The 17,659-nt window shown below is 35.2% G+C and carries 19 protein-coding genes; 7 read left to right on the forward strand and 12 right to left on the reverse strand.

Annotated features, from left to right (window positions below; genetic code table 11):
* Positions 1 to 650: 650 nt before the first annotated feature.
* Complete coding sequence (locus PF028_RS05375) at positions 651 to 797, forward strand: hypothetical protein (protein WP_270860956.1); 147 nt, start codon at positions 651 to 653, stop codon at positions 795 to 797.
* Positions 797 to 1,174 (forward strand): type II toxin-antitoxin system death-on-curing family toxin, encoded by a 378-nt coding sequence (locus PF028_RS05380; protein ID WP_270860957.1) that lies wholly within the window; start codon positions 797 to 799, stop codon positions 1,172 to 1,174. Before PF028_RS05375 ends, PF028_RS05380 begins: the two co-directional genes overlap by 1 nt.
* Before the next feature lie 4 nt (positions 1,175 to 1,178).
* On the opposite strand, the gene PF028_RS05385 is transcribed toward PF028_RS05380, so the two are convergent.
* From PF028_RS05385 to tig, 7 genes are read right to left on the reverse strand one after another with little or no spacing between them, the layout of a single operon-like run.
* Positions 1,179 to 1,892 (reverse strand): TerC family protein, encoded by a 714-nt coding sequence (locus PF028_RS05385; protein WP_270860958.1) that lies wholly within the window; start codon positions 1,890 to 1,892, stop codon positions 1,179 to 1,181.
* Complete coding sequence (purN, locus tag PF028_RS05390; RefSeq protein WP_270860959.1) at positions 1,885 to 2,466, reverse strand: phosphoribosylglycinamide formyltransferase; 582 nt, start codon at positions 2,464 to 2,466, stop codon at positions 1,885 to 1,887. The genes PF028_RS05385 and purN overlap by 8 nt, the downstream gene beginning before the upstream one ends.
* Positions 2,457 to 3,836, reverse strand: a complete 1,380-nt coding sequence (locus tag PF028_RS05395; RefSeq protein WP_270860960.1) for an NAD(P)H-hydrate dehydratase — start codon at positions 3,834 to 3,836, stop codon at positions 2,457 to 2,459. Before PF028_RS05395 ends, purN begins: the two co-directional genes overlap by 10 nt.
* Complete coding sequence (locus tag PF028_RS05400) at positions 3,833 to 5,350, reverse strand: YifB family Mg chelatase-like AAA ATPase (protein WP_270860961.1); 1,518 nt, start codon at positions 5,348 to 5,350, stop codon at positions 3,833 to 3,835. The genes PF028_RS05395 and PF028_RS05400 overlap by 4 nt, the downstream gene beginning before the upstream one ends.
* Positions 5,347 to 5,859 (reverse strand): peptide deformylase, encoded by a 513-nt coding sequence (gene def / locus PF028_RS05405; RefSeq protein WP_270860962.1) that lies wholly within the window; start codon positions 5,857 to 5,859, stop codon positions 5,347 to 5,349. Before def ends, PF028_RS05400 begins: the two co-directional genes overlap by 4 nt.
* The gene (gene clpP / locus PF028_RS05410) at positions 5,859 to 6,443 is read right to left on the reverse strand and encodes an ATP-dependent Clp endopeptidase proteolytic subunit ClpP (protein ID WP_270860963.1); all 585 of its coding nucleotides are present in this window, start codon (positions 6,441 to 6,443) and stop codon (positions 5,859 to 5,861) included. The genes def and clpP overlap by 1 nt, the downstream gene beginning before the upstream one ends.
* Positions 6,443 to 7,756 carry a trigger factor gene (gene tig / locus PF028_RS05415; RefSeq protein ID WP_270860964.1) on the reverse strand — a complete coding sequence of 438 codons (1,314 nt, stop codon included), beginning with the start codon at positions 7,754 to 7,756 and terminating at the stop codon, positions 6,443 to 6,445. The genes clpP and tig overlap by 1 nt, the downstream gene beginning before the upstream one ends.
* A 136-nt stretch (positions 7,757 to 7,892) precedes the next feature.
* On the opposite strand from tig, the gene folE reads away from it, so the two are divergent.
* From folE to PF028_RS05430, 3 genes are all read left to right on the forward strand, one after another.
* Complete coding sequence (folE, locus tag PF028_RS05420) at positions 7,893 to 8,477, forward strand: GTP cyclohydrolase I FolE (protein ID WP_270860965.1); 585 nt, start codon at positions 7,893 to 7,895, stop codon at positions 8,475 to 8,477.
* A 97-nt stretch (positions 8,478 to 8,574) separates the two neighbouring features.
* On the forward strand, positions 8,575 to 9,768 hold the full coding sequence (locus tag PF028_RS05425) for a NifS family cysteine desulfurase (RefSeq protein ID WP_270860966.1): 1,194 nt from the start codon (positions 8,575 to 8,577) through the stop codon (positions 9,766 to 9,768).
* 174 nt (positions 9,769 to 9,942) lie between these two features.
* Positions 9,943 to 10,935, forward strand: coding sequence for an iron-sulfur cluster assembly scaffold protein (locus tag PF028_RS05430; RefSeq protein WP_270860967.1), 993 nt, complete (start codon positions 9,943 to 9,945; stop codon positions 10,933 to 10,935).
* A gap of 62 nt (positions 10,936 to 10,997) precedes the next feature.
* Here the strand turns inward: PF028_RS05430 and PF028_RS05435 are convergent, their stop codons facing one another.
* The 4 genes from PF028_RS05435 to PF028_RS05450 are packed head-to-tail and all read right to left on the reverse strand — an operon-like array spanning position 10,998 to position 13,856.
* Positions 10,998 to 11,657: a SapC family protein gene (locus PF028_RS05435; RefSeq protein WP_270860968.1), complete on the reverse strand. Its 660-nt coding sequence runs from the start codon at positions 11,655 to 11,657 to the stop codon at positions 10,998 to 11,000.
* A 33-nt stretch (positions 11,658 to 11,690) separates the two neighbouring features.
* Complete coding sequence (locus PF028_RS05440) at positions 11,691 to 12,188, reverse strand: YajQ family cyclic di-GMP-binding protein (RefSeq protein WP_270860969.1); 498 nt, start codon at positions 12,186 to 12,188, stop codon at positions 11,691 to 11,693.
* Positions 12,178 to 13,110, reverse strand: coding sequence for a D-2-hydroxyacid dehydrogenase (locus PF028_RS05445; RefSeq protein WP_270860970.1), 933 nt, complete (start codon positions 13,108 to 13,110; stop codon positions 12,178 to 12,180). The genes PF028_RS05440 and PF028_RS05445 overlap by 11 nt, the downstream gene beginning before the upstream one ends.
* A gap of 14 nt (positions 13,111 to 13,124) precedes the next feature.
* A complete protein-coding gene (locus PF028_RS05450) occupies positions 13,125 to 13,856 on the reverse strand; it encodes a helix-turn-helix domain-containing protein (protein ID WP_270860971.1) in 732 nt (243 codons plus the stop codon).
* A gap of 198 nt (positions 13,857 to 14,054) precedes the next feature.
* Between PF028_RS05450 and ccoG the strand changes: the two genes are divergently transcribed.
* Both ccoG and PF028_RS05460 read left to right on the forward strand, forming a co-directional pair.
* Positions 14,055 to 15,434 carry a cytochrome c oxidase accessory protein CcoG gene (ccoG, locus tag PF028_RS05455; RefSeq protein ID WP_270860972.1) on the forward strand — a complete coding sequence of 460 codons (1,380 nt, stop codon included), beginning with the start codon at positions 14,055 to 14,057 and terminating at the stop codon, positions 15,432 to 15,434.
* A gap of 231 nt (positions 15,435 to 15,665) precedes the next feature.
* Positions 15,666 to 16,691 carry a hypothetical protein gene (locus PF028_RS05460; protein WP_270860973.1) on the forward strand — a complete coding sequence of 342 codons (1,026 nt, stop codon included), beginning with the start codon at positions 15,666 to 15,668 and terminating at the stop codon, positions 16,689 to 16,691.
* Between the two features lie 144 nt (positions 16,692 to 16,835).
* Here PF028_RS05460 and thiD read toward each other — a convergent pair whose 3' ends face one another.
* Positions 16,836 to 17,627, reverse strand: a complete 792-nt coding sequence (gene thiD / locus PF028_RS05465; protein WP_270860974.1) for a bifunctional hydroxymethylpyrimidine kinase/phosphomethylpyrimidine kinase — start codon at positions 17,625 to 17,627, stop codon at positions 16,836 to 16,838.
* Positions 17,628 to 17,659: the final 32 nt, after the last annotated feature.

A 17,659-nucleotide genomic window follows, 5' to 3' on the forward strand; every position in this document is an offset into this window, starting at 1 on the left:
TATACTACAATTTGGCTTTAAAATTGCTAGTCGAACAAAAAAAAAAAAAACGATTTTGTAATAAGCTAAATTTGAAATTTTTAGTCCTTACAAATAGCGATTTTTAGGATATTTTAGAAATTTTAAAAATTTAGAAAAAATTTGCACGAAAAAATTTATTTGTAAATTTTTGAGCGAAATTTAACATTTTCTTTTTTATATACTTTTTTGATAAATTTTGTGTCAAATTTGTTTCGAAGTTAGCGAAATTTGATTTTATATAGTCGAATTTAGCGATATTTTGGAAATTTTTAGAAAAATTTTTAAATTTTATTTTTTTTGTTTTTTAAAAAAAATAAGATAAATTTGAGTTTATTTTTTGATTTTTTATGCGAAACTTAAATTTTTATAAATTTTAACTCTTTTTAGAAAATTTTTGCAAATTTATCAAAATTTGCAGTTTTTAGTGTGTAAATTTGTAACATTTTTTGAAAATTTTAAAAAAAATGTCACACACATAGCTTGAAATTTTATATAAAATTCGAAAAAATACTAAATTTTTCAAATTTTTATCATAGTTTATTTAAAAATTTAGATAAATTTGATTTGTAAAATTTAAACACATTTAAAGCGTATAAACTATATCATATCAAAAAATCAAAGGAAAATTTATGCAAAATAAAACATCTACAAAAAAACAAGATACACAGGTTAATATGGCTACAAAGGTAGAACTTGAAAAATTGCGCCAAGATGGCTTAAAAAAACTTAAAAAGCCGTGCAATCGTGAAGTTTTTGTAAGATTAAGAGATAAATAGTGAAATATTTTGGTATCGAATTTGCTACTAGACTGCACGATGATATTATCGATGAAATCGGCGGTCTAAAAGGATATAATAAAGTTCAAATTGGGTATTTGATTTCTGCATTGGAGCAAATTCAAAATGATGAATTTTACCCAGAATTTACCGATAAACTCACTCATCTAATCTTTGCTTGTGTTAAATTTCATCCGTTTTTAGACGGGAATAAAAGAAGTGCTATTTATTTGGGCGAACATTTTGCTAGATTAAATGGGTTTGATTTTGATGATAGTTTTTTTGCAAAAATGGAAGAAATAGTAATACAAATAGCTGAAAATTCGCTATCAAAAGAAAAATTAAAAGAATTTTTGATAGCGAATTTTTTGGCTTAGTATTTTATTGATTTGATTTTTTGCGCATTTGTATATTTATAAGCTCCACGACAAGCGAAAATGCCATAGAAAAATAAATATAACCCTTTGGAATATGAAATCCAAGCCCGTCCCCGATGAGCGCAACGCCGACGAGTATCAAAAACGAAAGCGCAAGAATTTTTATGGTCGGGTTATTATCGACAAAACGGCTAATCGCACCACTTGCAAACATCATCACACACACAGCTAAAATAACGGCAAGTATCATGACAGGCAGGTGTTTAGCCATACCGACAGCGGTAATAACGCTATCAAGCGAGAAAATAATATCCAAAAGTGCGATTTGAAACAAAACTCCGCCAAAACTAGCCGCCTTAGTCGCCCTTTCTTCGTGCGTTTCGCCGGTAACGCCTGAGTGAATTTCGGTTGTGGATTTCACAAGCAAAAATAATCCACCCAAAATAAGCACCAAATCTCGTCCGCTAAATTCGTGCGAAAACAGCGAAAACAGCGGTTTTGTAAGGCTCATAATCCAAGCTAAGCTCATTAAAAGTAAAATTCGCGTTATCATCGCTAAACCTAGCCCTAAAATTCGGGCTTTGTCCCGTTGATTTTCCGGCAATTTGCCACATAAAATGGCGATAAAAATGATATTATCAATCCCTAAAACAATCTCTAAGCCCGTTAGCGTGGCAAGGCTGATCCACGCCTCAGGCGAAGCAAGCCAGTCAAACATTTGTGTCCTTTAAAATTTGAATTATAGTTTTTGGTAAAAGTTCGTGTTCGATCTCGTGAATTTTCGCTTCCCACTCGTCGCGCGTTTTGTTTTCTCGCTGAAAAGTTTGTTGAGCTATGATTTTTCCACCGTCAAGCTCAGCACTAACCCAATGCACACTAACACCGCCTACTTGCATATCACTATCAAAACTCTCGTCAATCGCGTGAGCGCCTTTAAAAAGTGGCAAAATGCTAGGGTGCAAATTTATGGCTTTGATATTGTCGCAAAAAAACGGCGTTAGAATTCGCATAAATCCAGCTAAGACGGTTAGCTCTGCACCGCTTTTTTTAATCTCTTCAACCACTTTTTTATCAAATTCCTCTCTACTAACAAAATTTTTGTTATCAATAACAACGCTTGTTAGTCCGAATTTAGCGGCTCTTTGTATGCCGTAAGCGTTAGGTTTGTTAGTTAGCGTTAGCACGACTTCGATTTTAATATCGTCAAAAATTTTGCCGTGCAATTTATCTAAAATGCTTTGCAAATTTGAACCTGAACCGCTAAAAAGCACGGCGATTTTTTTTACAACCATTTTAAACCTTTTATAATATCAAGCGAATTTAGCGAATAATCGTTTTGTTTGAATTTTTTTGCCGATAACGCGTGAGCTAACACGCCGTTAGTAGCCGCATCAAGCGGCGTATAACCTTGCGCTAAAAGCCCTGCGATTATTCCTGCTAAAACATCGCCGCTTCCGCCTTTGGCAAGAGCGCACGAGCCTAAATTTGAGATATAAATTTGTGAATTTTGAGCTATGATTGCGTTAGCTCCTTTTAGCACTAACACGCCTTTAAACTTCTCGCTCCACATTTTGGCGTATTTGAAGCGATTTTCTTGAAGTTCGCTAACACTAACATCGGCAATGTTAGCTAACTTCAAAAGCGAAACAAATTCTTTTGGGTGCGGGGTTAGGACGATATTTTCGTTTTTGCTAAGCAGCTCGATAACTTCTTTGTTATAACACAAATCAGCGTCAATAACGCAAATTTTATCTTTTAACTGAGCTAAATCTACTTTTTTGTTACCCAAGCCCGGACCGCAAACTACCACTTTTGCGCCTTGAAGCGATTTTTTTTGCATTAAAAGCGGATTTAAATTTACTAACGGCTCTTCACTAACAACGCTAACAAGTCCGCTTCCGATTGCACTAGAAGCAAGACCTGCTATCTGCGCTGCTCCGAGCATATCTCCTGCTATAACAAATGTATGACCAAATTCGCCTTTGTTAGTGTTTTGTGTTTTTCTAAACGGCAAATTTAAATCCTGTTTTGTTAGTAAAAACATATCGCTGTTGTTTTGAAAATTTTTCTCGCTAAGTCCTAAATTTGCTACTTTGATTTTACCGACAAAATCTTTCGCCGCGTCGCTAAAAAGCCCTGCTTTTAATGCTCCCATTGTCATAGTATAATCGGCTTCAAAAGCGATTTTGCCGATTTTGCCGTCTTTATAAATTCCGCTTGGAATATCGACTGCGATTTTAAGGGCATTTGTTTTATTTATCGTTTTTAAAATTTTGCAAAGTTCCGGATCTAATTCTTTATTTAACCCTGTGCCAAAAATTCCGTCTATATAACAATCAGCTAGTCCTAACTTACTAACAAACTTCACATTTGCTATCTTAGCTGTGTTAGCTTGTTTTTGATTTAGTTTGTTTTGTTTTTCGCCGATAAGCAAAGCATAGCACTCATAATCCCCGCTTAACTTTCGCAAAGCACAAAGCGCGTCAGCACCGTTATTTCCTGTGCCACAAAGAGCTAGAATTTTACTACCTTTTTTAAGTTTTTTTCGCACTAATCTTTCCAAATTTCCACCGGCATTTTCTAACAAAATTTCTTGTGAAATTCCAAATTCACTAACAACTCTGTTATCAAGCTCGTTAGTATCAAAATAGACATTTTTCATAACTCACTCCTTATTCTATAACTTAAACTTTCTAAAATATGATTTTTCGTAATTATATCACTTTTATCAATATCTGCTATGCTTCTAGCGACTTTTAGCGTTTTATTTATGCCCCGCTGTGAGAGATTATACTTTGCAACTGCCGAATTTAACACATTTTTAGCCCCGTCATCTAAAATGCAAAATTTCGCAATCTCTTCATCGCTAAGTTTGCCGTTTAGCTCTTTTTGCCCACGCATTTTTTGAATTTTAAAAACACTTAGCACGGTTTTATACATATCTTCGCTTGTCATGTCGCTTTTGTCGCTTGGACTTACTTCGTCCATCGCCACATATAAATCAATCCTATCTAACAAAGGCGATGAAATGGCATTTTTGTAGCGTTTTATTTCGCTCACAGAGCAGATACAATCTGCATTTTTTGCAAACAAATTTCCGCACGGACAAGGGTTTTGTGCTGCTACAAAGATGAATTTGGTTTGGTATTCGACCTTTGAATTTACGCGCGAAACTAAAATTCGGTTATCTTCGAGTGGTTCTCTAAGGCTTTCTAAAATTTGCTTTCCAAAATGCGGAAATTCATCAAAAAACAGCTCTCCGCCGTTTGCAAGGGCTACTTCGCCGATTTTAGCCGTCCCTGAACCGCCCCCAAAAATGGAACTTCTGGTACTTGTGTGGTGTGGGCTACGAAACGGACGCAACGCGCTAAAATCGCTATTTTTATTATTTAACGATTCGTAAGCCGAAGCCAACATTATCTCATTTAGGCTTTGCGGCGGTAAAATTTTTGCAATGCGTTTAGCGCACATACTTTTACCACAGCCCGGACTTCCTTCAAATAAGATATTGTGCATACCACAAGCCGCGATTAGACTTGCTCTTTTTGCCCTGCTCTGCCCTTTTATATCTTTAAAATTTAGCGAAAAATCGCGATTTGGAACAAATTTTTCTCCGCAAATTTCGATAACATTTTCAAAAAGTGGGTGAATTTTTTCAAATTTAACGCTATTAGCAAATTCTTCATCTAAAAAAAATCTAACAGCTTGATTTAAATTTTTAACTGCATAAACTTCATAATTTGGTATCATACACGCCTTTTCGGCGATGTCGTAGGGAACAAGAATTTTCGCTTTTTCGACCTTTGTGCTTAAAAAAAGTAAAATCGAAAAAAGCGACGCCGTGCTTTTTAAATCTCCGCCAAGCCCAAGCTCTCCAAAAACAAAAAATTCGTTATCGATTTTTTCCTTTTGCAAAGCTATTAAAAGTGCGATTGGCAGGTCAAAATGTGAGCCATTTTTTGGGACATCGGACGGGGATAAATTTATAATGATTTTTGAGGGCGGGAATTTAAAATTTAGGCTTAAAAGTGCCGATTTTACCCTGCTTTCGCTCTCTTTTATGGTCGTTCCTGCTAACCCGACAACGCCAAAACCCGGCAACCCCCTAACAAAGCTTGATTCTACCTCAACTTTAACAAGAGTATCGGTAAAAGCGGCACTTTTTAGAGATTTCATTTTTCTTTTTGTTTTTTCTTAAATTCTTGATTGAATTTTTTGCGTTTGTTGTAGCCTATGCGTTCGATAAAAAGATGTCCGTTTAGGTGGTCGATTTCGTGCTGGATACACACTGCTAGAAGTCCGTCTGCTTTTAGCTCACAGCTTTCGCCGTTCCTATTTTGATATTTTAAGACGATATTTTCAGCCCTTTTGACATCTTCGTAAAACCCGGGAACCGATAAACAGCCCTCTTGATAAATTTGCTCTCCGTCAGCTTTTAAAATTTGTGGATTTATGATTTCAAGCAAATCTTTTTTATCTTGTTTTCCGTCTTCATCTGCCAAATTTATCACAAGGGCTTGGATAGGATTTCCTACTTGGATAGCAGCTAGTCCGATTCCGTTTTTTGCAATCATAGTTTCATACATATCATCTAAAAATTTAGCCAAATTTTCATCAAATTTGGCTACTTTTTTTGATTTTTCAAATAAAATTTTATTCGGATATGTTAAAACTTCTAAAACCATTATTTAAAACTCTTTTCCAAAACTTTATCAATAATGCCGTATTCGGCGGCTTCTTTTGCGCTCATAAAAAAGTCTCTGTCGGTGTCTTTTTCGATTTTTGCTAGTTTTTGTCCTGTATTTTGGGCTAGAATTTTGTTTAAATTCTCTTTTATACGCAAAATTTCTTTAACCGTTATTTCCATATCAGTTGCCTGACCTTGTGCGCCACCTAGGGGCTGATGAATCATAATGCGTGAATTTGGAAGTGCGTATCGTTTGCCTTTTGCGCCACAACTTAGCAAAAATGCACCCATAGAAGCAGCCTGACCTATGCAAATCGTGCAAACATCAGGCTTAATGTAATTCATAGTGTCATAGATACTAAAACCGCTTGTAACTACGCCGCCGGGAGAATTTATATACAGATAAATATCTTTATCCGGATCTTCTGCTTCTAAAAATAGAAGTTGTGCCACAATCGCACTTGCCATACTATCTTCAATCTCGCCGCTAAGCATAATTATTCTATCTTTAAGCAAACGAGAGTAAATATCATAGCTTCTCTCGCCTCTGCTGGTTTGTTCTATGACATAAGGAATCACCATTATTCTGCCTCTTTTTCGTCTTTTTTATCTTTTGAGAAAATGTTATTGAAAAGTTTTTCTTCTGTCAGTGCCATTTTGATAGCAGGAAGCATTCCGCCGTTTTTGTATTGTTCTAAATGTGCTTTTGGATCCATACCATAGCTATAAGCTTCAAAATAAATCGCTTGAACAACTTCTTGATCGCTAACGCTAACGCCTCTTGCTTTTGCTAACTCATCAATCAAAAATGTGATTTTAACGCTTTTTTGCGCTTGATCTCTAAATTCTTCTCTTTTTTTGCTAAGAGCGTCTTTGTCTTTTTGGAAGCTTTCGATCTCTTCTTTGCTAAATGTTCCCCAAGCGTTTCTAAATTGTAAATCGATCTCTTGTTCGACGATTACTTTTGGCAAATCAAAATCATAGTTTTCGCTTAGAGCGTCTGCTAGTTTTGGTTTTAAATCTTCTTGGATTAATTTTTGCAATTTTTCATTTTTGAGTTGCTCTTTGATTTTAGCTTCAAATTTTTCCTTGCTTGGCTCTTTTTCGCCCGGCAATGCTCGTTTTAAATCTTCTTCACTAAGCTCTTTTGCAGGATTTTTACCTTGAATTTCGTGTAGTTTTACTTTGAAAACCGCATCTTTTCCTGCTAAATTTCTTGCGCCGTATTCATCAGGAAATTTAACCTTAACATCTCTTTCTTCGCCGACTTTAAGACCAATCATACCGTCTTCAAAACCCGGGATAAATTGATTTGAGCCGATTTGAAGAACATAGTTTTCGGCTTTTCCGCCGTCAAATGCTACGCCATCGACAAAGCCTTCGAAATCAAATTTAGCAAAATCATCTTTTTCTAGGCTATCTTTTTCTACTTTTTCAAGCGGAGCGATTAAATTTAAAAATTCATTTACTTTTGCTTCGATCTCTTTTTTTGTAACTCTTGGAGTTGAGAATTCAGGGATTAGCTTTTCATATCCGTCGATTTTGATTTCAGGGCGAAATGACATTTCGATTGTGGTATCGATTGCGCCGTCTTTTTCGTCAAATTTAGCAAAAATCGGCTCGCCAAGCATATCTTTTTGATTTTTACCTAATGATTTTAAAGATTCATTTATAGCATCTCTAAAAATCTCGCCTTTGGCATCTTGTTCTAAATCTTTGCCGTATCGTTTCATAACGACAGCCACAGGAACTTTTCCTTGTCTAAATCCGTCGATTTTCATTTTTTTGGCTGCATTTACAGCTAGTTTTTCTGTGCGTTTTGCAATGTCGTCCGCACTGACTTTAACATCGGCAGTTGCGTTAGCCGAATTGATAAGTTTTGCATTAACTTCCATAAAATTCCTTTAAAAAATTTAAAAAATGGTTGTTAATATACCAAAACTTTTCTTATTAAAAGTATAAATTTTTTAAATTTATGAGTATAAAAGCAAATTTGCAATAAAATCACATTTTCATATAAAAGGTAAAAACATGGACGAAAATTCAAGAATAAAATTTGAAAATTTGGTTAAGCAAATGCTTGAAATACTCGGCGAAGATTCTAACCGCGAAGGTTTGTTAAAAACCCCTGCTAGGGTTGCTAAGGCGTATGAATTTTTAACAAGCGGTTACTCGCAAAATCCAAAAGATGTGCTAAATGACGCTTTGTTTTCTAGCTCAAATAACGAAATGGTTTTGATTAAAGATATTGAATTTTATAGCCTTTGCGAACACCATTTATTGCCGATTATCGGGCGCGTTCATGTGGCATATATACCAAACGGAAAAGTCGTTGGATTATCAAAAATTCCACGCATGGTAAATATTTTTGCTAGGCGTTTGCAAATTCAAGAGCAAATGACCGAGCAGATCGCAAATGCCATACAAGAAGTAGTTAAACCTTTGGGTGTTGGCGTTGTGGTTCAAGCAAGACACATGTGCGTTGAGATGCGTGGTGTGCAAAAGATAAATTCGCTAACGACAACTTCTGCACTTCGTGGAATTTTTATAAAAAATGCAAACACAAGAAAGGAATTTTTTGATCTCATAAATTCGCCGAAAAATTTTAGCTATTAAATTTAAAATTTTAAAGTTAAATTTAGTAAATTTGTTATATATTTTGGCGAATTTGCAAAAACAGATAAAAAAAATCCTAATTAAGAAATGAGGGCAAATGAACAGAGTTTATTTAGACAATAATGCAACAACTCCGGTTGATCCCGAAGTTTATGAAGCGATGAAGCCGTTTTTTTGCGAAAAATTCGGAAATCCAAATTCTTTGCATGATTTCGGTAGCGAAACACACCCTGCACTAAGACGGGCAATGGACGAGCTATATGAAGGCATTGGCGCAAAAGATAGCGACGACATAGTCATCACAAGCTGTGCAACCGAAAGCAACAACTGGGTTTTAAAAGGAATTTATTTTGACAAAATCATAACAGGCGAAAAAGATAACATTATAATTAGCTCAGTAGAACACCCTGCAATCAGCGCAACCTGTGAATTTTTATCTACTCTTGGCGTTAAAATCACAAAACTTAGCGTTGATAACAATGGGCTGATAAATTTAGACGAATTACGCGAAAAAATCAACGACAAAACCGCCCTTGTTAGCATAATGTGGGCAAATAACGAAACAGGAACGATTTTTCCTATTCACGGGGCCTGTGAAATCGCTCACGAATTTGGCGCATTATTTCACACAGACGCTGTTCAAGCAGTCGGTAAAATAAGTATCAATGTCGCTGAAATGGGAGTTGATTTTTTAAGCTTTTCAGGGCATAAATTTCACGCTCCAAAGGGCGTTGGCGGGTTATTTATAAAAGATAGCAAACCGCTTACTAGCCTACTTCACGGCGGCGAACACATGGGTGGTAGGAGAAGCGGAACGCTAAATGTAGCAGGAATTGTTGGCATGGGAAAAGCGCTTGAATTAGCAAATAAATTTATAGCTTACGAAAATTCGCATGTAAGACGACTTAGAGATAAGCTCGAAGATGCACTTTTGCAAATTTCTGATGTAAGCGTAGTCGGCGATAGAAGTATCCGTGTGCCAAATACCATTTTAGCTTCTATCAAAGGCATTGAAGGCGAAGCTATGCTTTGGGATTTAAATAAAGCTGGGATTGCAGCTTCAACCGGCTCAGCATGTGCTAGTGAAACATTAGAGAGCAATCCAATCATGGAAGCAATCGGAGCAGATAAAGAACTAGCCCATACGGCACTTCGTTTGTCGCTTTCACGCTTTAACACAGAAGCCGAAATCGACTATACAATCGAAGTTATCAAAAAGGCAGTCGATAGATTAAGGGCGATTTCAAGCACATTTGCTTATGCGCCAAGTTGGCACAAAAGTGGATTGTAAAAATTTTAAATTTAAAAAATAAAAAGATAAAAGAAAGGTAAGGCGAAGTATTTTGAGATGATTTTTTGGGTTGTGAAGCTTTTGGCGAATGAGACGCACTAATTCGTGCGTCGCAGTGAAACGAAAGCAAATCTCCCAAAAAAGCACTCAAAAGACAAGCCGTAAAGGAAAAAAATGGCGAAAAATGATTTAATCAACGGCTCTATCTGGGACGAATACTCACAAATCGTGCAAGATAGAATGAACAACCCTAGATTTATGGGCGAGATAACAGAAGAAGAAGCTAAGGAAAAAGGCTGTAAGCTGATTATCGCTGATTTTGGTGCAGAAAGCTGCGGGGACGCTGTAAGGCTTTATTGGTTGGTCGATGAGAAAACCGATATTATTAAAGATGCTAAATTTAAAAGTTTTGGCTGTGGAACGGCGATCGCTAGTAGCGATACTATGGCTGAGCTTTGTATCGGCAAAACGGTCGATGAAGCCGTAAAAATCACAAATTTAGATGTCGAAAGAGCGATGCGAGATAACCCTGATACTCCGGCAGTCCCGCCTCAAAAAATGCACTGCTCGGTTATGGCGTATGATGTTATAAAGGCTGCTGCTGCTAGTTATAAAGGCATAGATCCTGAGCATTTCGAAGATGAGATTATCGTTTGTGAGTGCGCAAGAGTTTCGCTTGGCACGATAAAAGAAGTTATTAAACTAAATGATTTAAAAACGGTTGAAGATATAACTAGATTTACCAAAGCAGGGGCATTTTGTAAAAGCTGTATAAAACCGGGCGGACATGAAAAAAGAGAGTATTATTTAGTCGATATTTTAGAACAAACAAGAGCTGAAATGGAGCAAGAACGATTAAAAGCTTTGGCGGACGCTAAAACAGGCGAGAAAAAAATCGATCTAAGTTTTGAAGAATTAAATACAATCGGTAAATTTAAAGCCGTCGAAGAGCTAATAAATGCCGAAATTCGCCCTATGTTGCAAATGGACGGCGGAGATTTAGAAATCATCGATATAAAAACGGCAGATGACGGCAAAACCGACATTTATATTCGCTATTTAGGTGCTTGTAGCGGTTGTGCTAGTGGAGCCGGTGGAACGCTGTTTGCCATTGAGAGCGTTTTAAAAGAAAATTTAAGCGCAAATATCCGTGTGATGCCGATATAACGCTTTATTGCACTAAAAATTTATGTTGAATTTGCCAAAATCAAGGCAAATTCAACCAAAAATTATTTTTTATTTTCTACGATTTTATCGACTAAAATTTGCAAATTTCCTAAGCTTCGCAAGTGGTTATAGATAAGCTCTAAATAACCCCGTCTTGCAAAATCTGCCAAAGTTTTATCATCAAGTTCGTATAATTTTTGCGGATTTACAACCAAAAAACCGCTCAAAAGCGTCTCTTTGACGCCGTCTTTTTCGACGCCCAACTCTTTACTTTCTAAAATTCCTGCTTTTTTGATTTCACTTACAGCGATTTTGGTTCGCATATCCATGTCATTATAGTTTTTCATAACTGAGATTAGATTTTCGGTAAATTTGCTAGGTTCCCCGTTTTCAAAGAGCTTTTCGCCATCACCTTGAAGCTGTTTTGCTTCGCTGTCGATACAGAGCAAATTTTGATCTCCGATTTTGGCTAAGAAAAACGGATAATTTAGCACGCTTGCCGGAATCGCACCTTTGAAATCTTTATCGATTAAAATATTTTCGGTTTTGCCTAAAAGCGCGACTAGCTTTGACTCTTCTTCGTCTGTAAAAACTAAGACGAAATTGTTAGCGCAAATTCCTGCTTCCGGTGCGATAACTGGCACAAACGGATTTTTTGGTAAAGTATCTTGATGATACTTTAAATCTGCATGTTTTTCTTTGTCTAAAATTTCTGGTTTCATTTTTTTCCTTTATTTTAAATTTTGCAATTTTTACTATTTTAAATTCCTAAAACTTATCGGAAGCTCCAAATTTAGCGACTTTACAAGCTTTATGCACTCTTGAAGATCGTCGATTGACTTTGAGCTAACACGCACTTCTTCGCCACGAATTTGCGCATTTACTTTCATTTTGGCATCTTTTATCGCCTTTGTGATTTTTTTGGCATCTTCGGTTTCAAGGGTATCATTTAGCTTTAAAATCGCCCTAGTATTAGCTCCGCTTGCCGCCTCTCTTTTTAGCTCTTTTATCGCCACGGGCGGGATTTCTCGCTTGATAAGTTTTGAAATGACTATGTCTTTAAGCGCGTCGATTTTATTATCGCTCGAACTTAAAAGTGTGATAGTTTTATCCTTTTCATTTAGCGAAATCTCAGCTGTTAGCCCCTTAAAATCATACCTTGCAGCAACTTCCTTTTTCGCAGTTTCAAGTGCGTTTTTAACTTCCATTAAATCTACACTTGCGCTTATATCAAAGCTATGCTCACTTGCCATTTACAAAATCCTTTATATTTTTTGCTACTAGTTCAACCAGTGTAGCCCTAGCTTCGTTACTAGCCCACGCAATGTGCGGTGTGATAATCAAATTTTCTTTGTTTTTAACGCTAAGTAGCGGGTGATTTTCTATCATCGGCTCTTTTTCTAACACATCAAGGGCTACCTTTAAATTTTTCTCGTCAATCGCCTTTGCAAGGGCATTTTCATCGACTATGCCACCGCGTCCAAAATTCATCAAAATCGCTCCGTTTTTCATTTTATTTAACTCTTCTTCACCGATTAAATTTGCAGTTTTATCATTTAGAGGAGCGTGGATTGAGATTATATCGCAGGTTTTAAGCAAAGAATCCAAGCTAACTCTAACATATTCGTTGTTAGTGTTAGCGCCGCTTGTGGAATAATAACGCACTTTCGCACCAAAAGCTTCGGCGATAGTTGCAACTTTTTTGCCTATCGTGCCAAGCCCGATAATACCGAATTCTTTACCTGCAATTTCGCTTATAGGTCTATCTAAATTTGTAAAAATTTCGCTTTTTACCCACTCGCCGTTAGTGCCGTAAGCGCCGTAATAACTAACAGCGTTAGTAAGCGCCAATAGCGAAGCAAAGGTTTGTTGCACGACGCTGTTAGTAGAATAACCGGCAACATTTTTAACAGGAATTCCGCGTTCTTTTGCGGCGTTGGCGTCGATATTATTAATTCCCGTTGCGCTAACACAGATGAGTTTTAAGTTAGTGTTAGCCATAACCTCATCTGTTATCAATACTTTGTTAGTTATGACGACATCGGCACTTTGTAATCTTTCGATAGTTTGCTCAGGTTTTGTTATGTTATAACTAACAAACTCGCCAAATTCTTTAAATAACTCTAAATTTGCGTCTTTGCCAAGAGTATCGGCATCTAAACATACTATTTTCATATTTTTTCCTTTAATTAGAGTAAATTTTCGCTATCTTCTTCTAAATTTTCAAATTCATCATTTTGAAAATTCGCTTTTAATAAATTTAAATCAATATTTTTATTTATCAAAATCGTATCGTTTTTGACCTTAACAAATTCGCTTTTACCGATATTTTCGATAAGCAAATTTTGAATTTTTAACTTCTTTTTTCGTTTAATATCTAGCGAATTTAAAAAACTGCCTATGCTGAGCCACTCGCTGTCGTCGAAAAATTCGTCGCTACTTTCTTTGACTGCCAAATCAATCGGCTCACTCTTAAAAGTCTCTTTTTTTTGCAAAAGCGGTTTTTCAAAAAACGAAAGAAAATATTTGAGTTTTTCGTCTCGTTCTTCATACATTGCCTTGATTTCGTCTTTTGTATCGACTAAAATTTTCTCTTTTTCCCTAAAAAGTTTCTCTTTATCTTGCTCTAACTCTTTGATTTTATCTTTTAGCTCATCGATTTCTTTTATGAGATACTCGATAAAATCGCTCTTGTGCGGATCTTTTTTTGTCTCTTTTTTAGGTAAAACAAAATTTGAAGAGAAATTTTTTGTGTTAGTAGTAGTTTGTGTTTGTTTGTTAGTTGAAATTTCGTCCAAAATAACAAATCTCACGCCGTTTTCTTCAACAGATTTGATAGTATTTCTTCTAATCCTGTTATAAATAGCTTCCTTCGAAATGCCCAAAATATCGGCAGCTTCGTTGATAGATAACTTTTTCATAACTAACCTTTGAATAATTTGTTAGTATTATTGCAAATTTAGGCTAAAATAGGGATTAAATTTACTAACAAGCCGTTAGTAAATTTAAAAATATATAAAAATAATATTTTTTATAAATATTTGTAACAAAGTTATTGATAATATAAGAAAAAAGTTGTATAATTTTGTTTGATTTTGATAACATTTTTAGGAGAATTTATGAGTGGGAGTGAAAAAATTTTAAACTACACCAAAAAAAGATACATAGGTTTTTTTATTATAACCGCCCTGGTTTTGTTAATGCCGTTTTTACGCATAAACGGCAATCATCTATTTTTGTTAAGCTTTGACAAAAAAGAGCTTCATCTTTTCTTTACGGCATTTTCAACGCAAGAGCTTTATTTAATGCCGTTTTGTTTGATTTTATTCTTTTTGTTTATATTTTTTATAACCACCTTAGCGGGTCGAATTTGGTGTGGTTGGGGCTGCCCACAGACTATATTTAGGACGATTTATAGAGATTTAATCCAAACAAAACTTTTAGGAATTCGCAAAAATATCGCAAACAAACAACAAGGAAGCGAAAAAGGTTTTAAAAGCGTTCTTGCTGTTGTGATTTTTTTCTTTATCGCTTTGGTTGCGGCTTCGAATTTGCTCTGGTTTTTTGTCCCGCCGGAAGATTTTTTCGCTTATATAAAAAATCCTAGCGAACACAAACTTCTAGTCGGCATTGTGCTTGGATTTACGATATTTTTGACTTTTCTTGTAACATTTTTAAAAGAGAAATTCTGCGTATATGTCTGTCCTTACGCAAGAGTTCAAAGCACAATGTTTGATAACGACACGGTTCAGGTCATTTACGATGAGAAAAGAGGCGGCAAAATTTATGACGAAAGCAAAAATTTAATCGCAAATAAGCCGCAAAACGGCGATTGCACCGGCTGTCAAAGCTGTGTTAGAATTTGCCCAACGCACATTGACATTAGAAAAGGTATGCAGCTTGATTGTATCAACTGCCTAGAATGCGCCGACGCGTGTAGCAACATTATGTCAAAACTTGGCAAAAAATCGCTTATAAACTGGACTAGCGAAAACAGCGTCGAAACAGGAAATAAGGTCAAATTTTTTAGATTTAGAACGATTGGCTATATCGTTGTTTTGTGTATAGTTTTCATCGCTCTTATGCTAATGAGCACCAAAAAAGAAAATATGCTTTTAAACATAAACCGAACAACCGAACTTTATAGCATTTCCTTTGATAATGATGATTTACGCGTTATAAACGACTACACATTTATGTTCCAAAACACCGATAAAAAAGAGCATAGCTATTTCTTTGAAGTCGATAATCCGGGAATTGAGATTTTAAAACCAAAAGAGGCTATCAAAGTTGGCGCAGGAGCAAAACGCCGAACCGTCGTTAGACTTGTTACAAAACAAGATTTAGCAAACGGACAAAACGAGCGAAAAGATTTGATTATCCCGATTGTCATAAAGGCTTATGCGACTGACGATAAAGAAAATATCGCTATCACAAGAAAAACAATCTTTTCATACCCAAAACAAGAAGTCATCGAAGCTAAAAAAGCTGGAAAATAAATCCGAATTCTGCCGTTAAATTTGACGGCAGAATTTAGTTTTTAATCCCAAATTTATACAAAAACAAAATTTGCTATAATTTGCCATTGCAAGACGAGCAAAACAAACAAAGCAATCTAGCGACGCCGACAGGCGTTTTTAAATTTGCAAATTTAAAACACAATTTTATATTGTCTTTGGCGATACGACCTGAATTTAAATTTGCAAGGAAATTTTATAAAAAGGATTAAAATGAATAAAAGTAAATTCTTAGGTTTTACTATCTTATTAGCAGTTATTTGTGTAATTATAGCATTTGATAAATTTCAAAATTTAAATAAATTAGAACACGAAGATTTTGTTGAATTCAAAATAGACAATCCAAATGATGAGATTGAAATCATAAATAAAAGTCTTAAAATTTACCTTGATAAAATACATAGGTTTCATAATTTTAGCGAAGCCGACATTAAAAAACAAAGTAGGCTTTTTTTGCACGGTCAATCTGCTGCTATTAATATATTTGAAAAATGTAACGGAGATAAAAAACACGATGACAAATGTGAATTTATGACATTTGATAAAAGACTAAATTTAGAGTATTTGATGAATTTAGGAGAAAAAATTTGTATAAATGGCAAACCGATAGAAAACGCCGAAGAAATAATAAAAAACGATGAAATTTTACAAAATAAAAAACCTTTTTATCCGCAAGATGAAAAAGCACTTGTAGATGAAAATGGGAATTTTATAACTAATTTCTTTTATGATTTTTTCGCAGAAGGAATTTACCGAGATTACGCATTATTTTATGGTAAAGTTTTTATAAATAAAAATATTTTTACACATACAAATAAAAATTTTGATATTATAATATCTGCAAATGCTGGGTTTAAAAGATTATTTTTTGCAATAAACAAAAATCCCGAATACTTTTGTCAAACACATAATGATATTCTTACAAAATTTGATGATAGATTACCTTACTATAAAGATTATCTTAGCGAACTTGCGACTGTCGATTTTGCATATATACCAATAAAATTAATAGAAAATGGTGCATACGATATACTGACTTTGCGAGATATACTTTTACATAAAAATACTTACGGTTATAATAGCGGACATTTTTATTGTTCGCCACAATTTGATAAATATACAGGATTATATAATGACCACGATGAATACAATGTTTTATTTGAACAATACCAAATTTTAAAAAACAACAATTTTAATAAAAATCTAAATTTACAAGGAGACGGCAATGCCAAGAATTGATTTAAACAACAGCGATTACGCTTTGGAAGTTTTGAGTTACTATATTTGGGGACAAAGTTCTAAGCCTACAAAATAGCCATAAAAACCAAATAACACAAAATATAATTTTTTACTTATTTAAAATCAAAATGCGTAAATTTGCTCTTAAAACCTTTTTTCAATCCCAAAATAGTGATTTATCGCTCCGTTTCCGTGTCCTATTTGCTCACTCCACGAAAGTGCGTTAAATACAAATTCTTTCGCATTTTTGACTGCTTCGTTTAGGCTTAAATTTGCTCCCAAACCACACGCGATTGCACTTGAAAGTGTGCAGCCCGTGCCGTGAGAGTTTTTTGTGTTGATTTTAGGCGCTCTAAATTCGCTAAATTCGCCGTTTTCATACAAAATATCAACCGCTTCTTCGCCTAAATGTCCGCCTTTGACTAAAACCGCGCCGTTTGTTAGTTTTGCGATTTTTTGGGCTGATTTTTTCATATCATCTATATTTTTGATTTTCATTTCGCTTAAAACTTCGGCTTCGCTTAAATTCGGCGTTACGATTGTCGCTAATGCAAAAAGTTCGTCTATTAGCGAATTTACGGCATCATTTTTCATCAAAACCCCGCCGCTGGTGGCGACCATAACGGGATCTACTACAACATTTTTGGCATTATAAAATTTAAGCATTTTTGCGATTGATTTTATGATTTGCGAATTTGATACCATTCCGATTTTAACGGCATTTGGGACGATGTCGTCAAAACACGCCTTAATCTGCGCTTCCACAAATTCGCTTGGAGTTTCAAAAACGCCAAAAACGCCCGTTGTGTTTTGTGCTGTCAAAGCCGTAATAACACTCATAGCATACATTTTGTGAGCCGTTATCGTTTTAATGTCAGCCTGAATTCCTGCTCCGCCACTACAATCGCTCCCTGCAATCGTTAAAATTTTTTCCATTTTTTGCCTTTGAATTTTAATAAGGCAAATTC

It is taken from the genome of Campylobacter sp. CN_NE2 (genome assembly GCF_027797465.1).
Classification (GTDB): domain Bacteria; phylum Campylobacterota; class Campylobacteria; order Campylobacterales; family Campylobacteraceae; genus Campylobacter_B.

Coding starts and splice junctions, on each gene's coding strand:
- PF028_RS05375 (WP_270860956.1), top strand. CDS start 651: ATGCAAAATAAAACATCTACAAAAAAACAAGATACACAGGTTAATATG.
- PF028_RS05385 (WP_270860958.1), bottom strand. CDS start 1,892: ATGTTTGACTGGCTTGCTTCGCCTGAGGCGTGGATCAGCCTTGCCACG.
- purN (WP_270860959.1), bottom strand. CDS start 2,466: ATGGTTGTAAAAAAAATCGCCGTGCTTTTTAGCGGTTCAGGTTCAAAT.
- PF028_RS05395 (WP_270860960.1), bottom strand. CDS start 3,836: ATGAAAAATGTCTATTTTGATACTAACGAGCTTGATAACAGAGTTGTT.
- PF028_RS05400 (WP_270860961.1), bottom strand. CDS start 5,350: ATGAAATCTCTAAAAAGTGCCGCTTTTACCGATACTCTTGTTAAAGTT.
- def (WP_270860962.1), bottom strand. CDS start 5,859: ATGGTTTTAGAAGTTTTAACATATCCGAATAAAATTTTATTTGAAAAA.
- clpP (WP_270860963.1), bottom strand. CDS start 6,443: ATGGTGATTCCTTATGTCATAGAACAAACCAGCAGAGGCGAGAGAAGC.
- tig (WP_270860964.1), bottom strand. CDS start 7,756: ATGGAAGTTAATGCAAAACTTATCAATTCGGCTAACGCAACTGCCGAT.
- folE (WP_270860965.1), top strand. CDS start 7,893: ATGGACGAAAATTCAAGAATAAAATTTGAAAATTTGGTTAAGCAAATG.
- PF028_RS05425 (WP_270860966.1), top strand. CDS start 8,575: ATGAACAGAGTTTATTTAGACAATAATGCAACAACTCCGGTTGATCCC.
- PF028_RS05430 (WP_270860967.1), top strand. CDS start 9,943: ATGGCGAAAAATGATTTAATCAACGGCTCTATCTGGGACGAATACTCA.
- PF028_RS05435 (WP_270860968.1), bottom strand. CDS start 11,657: ATGAAACCAGAAATTTTAGACAAAGAAAAACATGCAGATTTAAAGTAT.
- PF028_RS05440 (WP_270860969.1), bottom strand. CDS start 12,188: ATGGCAAGTGAGCATAGCTTTGATATAAGCGCAAGTGTAGATTTAATG.
- PF028_RS05445 (WP_270860970.1), bottom strand. CDS start 13,110: ATGAAAATAGTATGTTTAGATGCCGATACTCTTGGCAAAGACGCAAAT.
- PF028_RS05450 (WP_270860971.1), bottom strand. CDS start 13,856: ATGAAAAAGTTATCTATCAACGAAGCTGCCGATATTTTGGGCATTTCG.
- ccoG (WP_270860972.1), top strand. CDS start 14,055: ATGAGTGGGAGTGAAAAAATTTTAAACTACACCAAAAAAAGATACATA.
- PF028_RS05460 (WP_270860973.1), top strand. CDS start 15,666: ATGAATAAAAGTAAATTCTTAGGTTTTACTATCTTATTAGCAGTTATT.
- thiD (WP_270860974.1), bottom strand. CDS start 17,627: ATGGAAAAAATTTTAACGATTGCAGGGAGCGATTGTAGTGGCGGAGCA.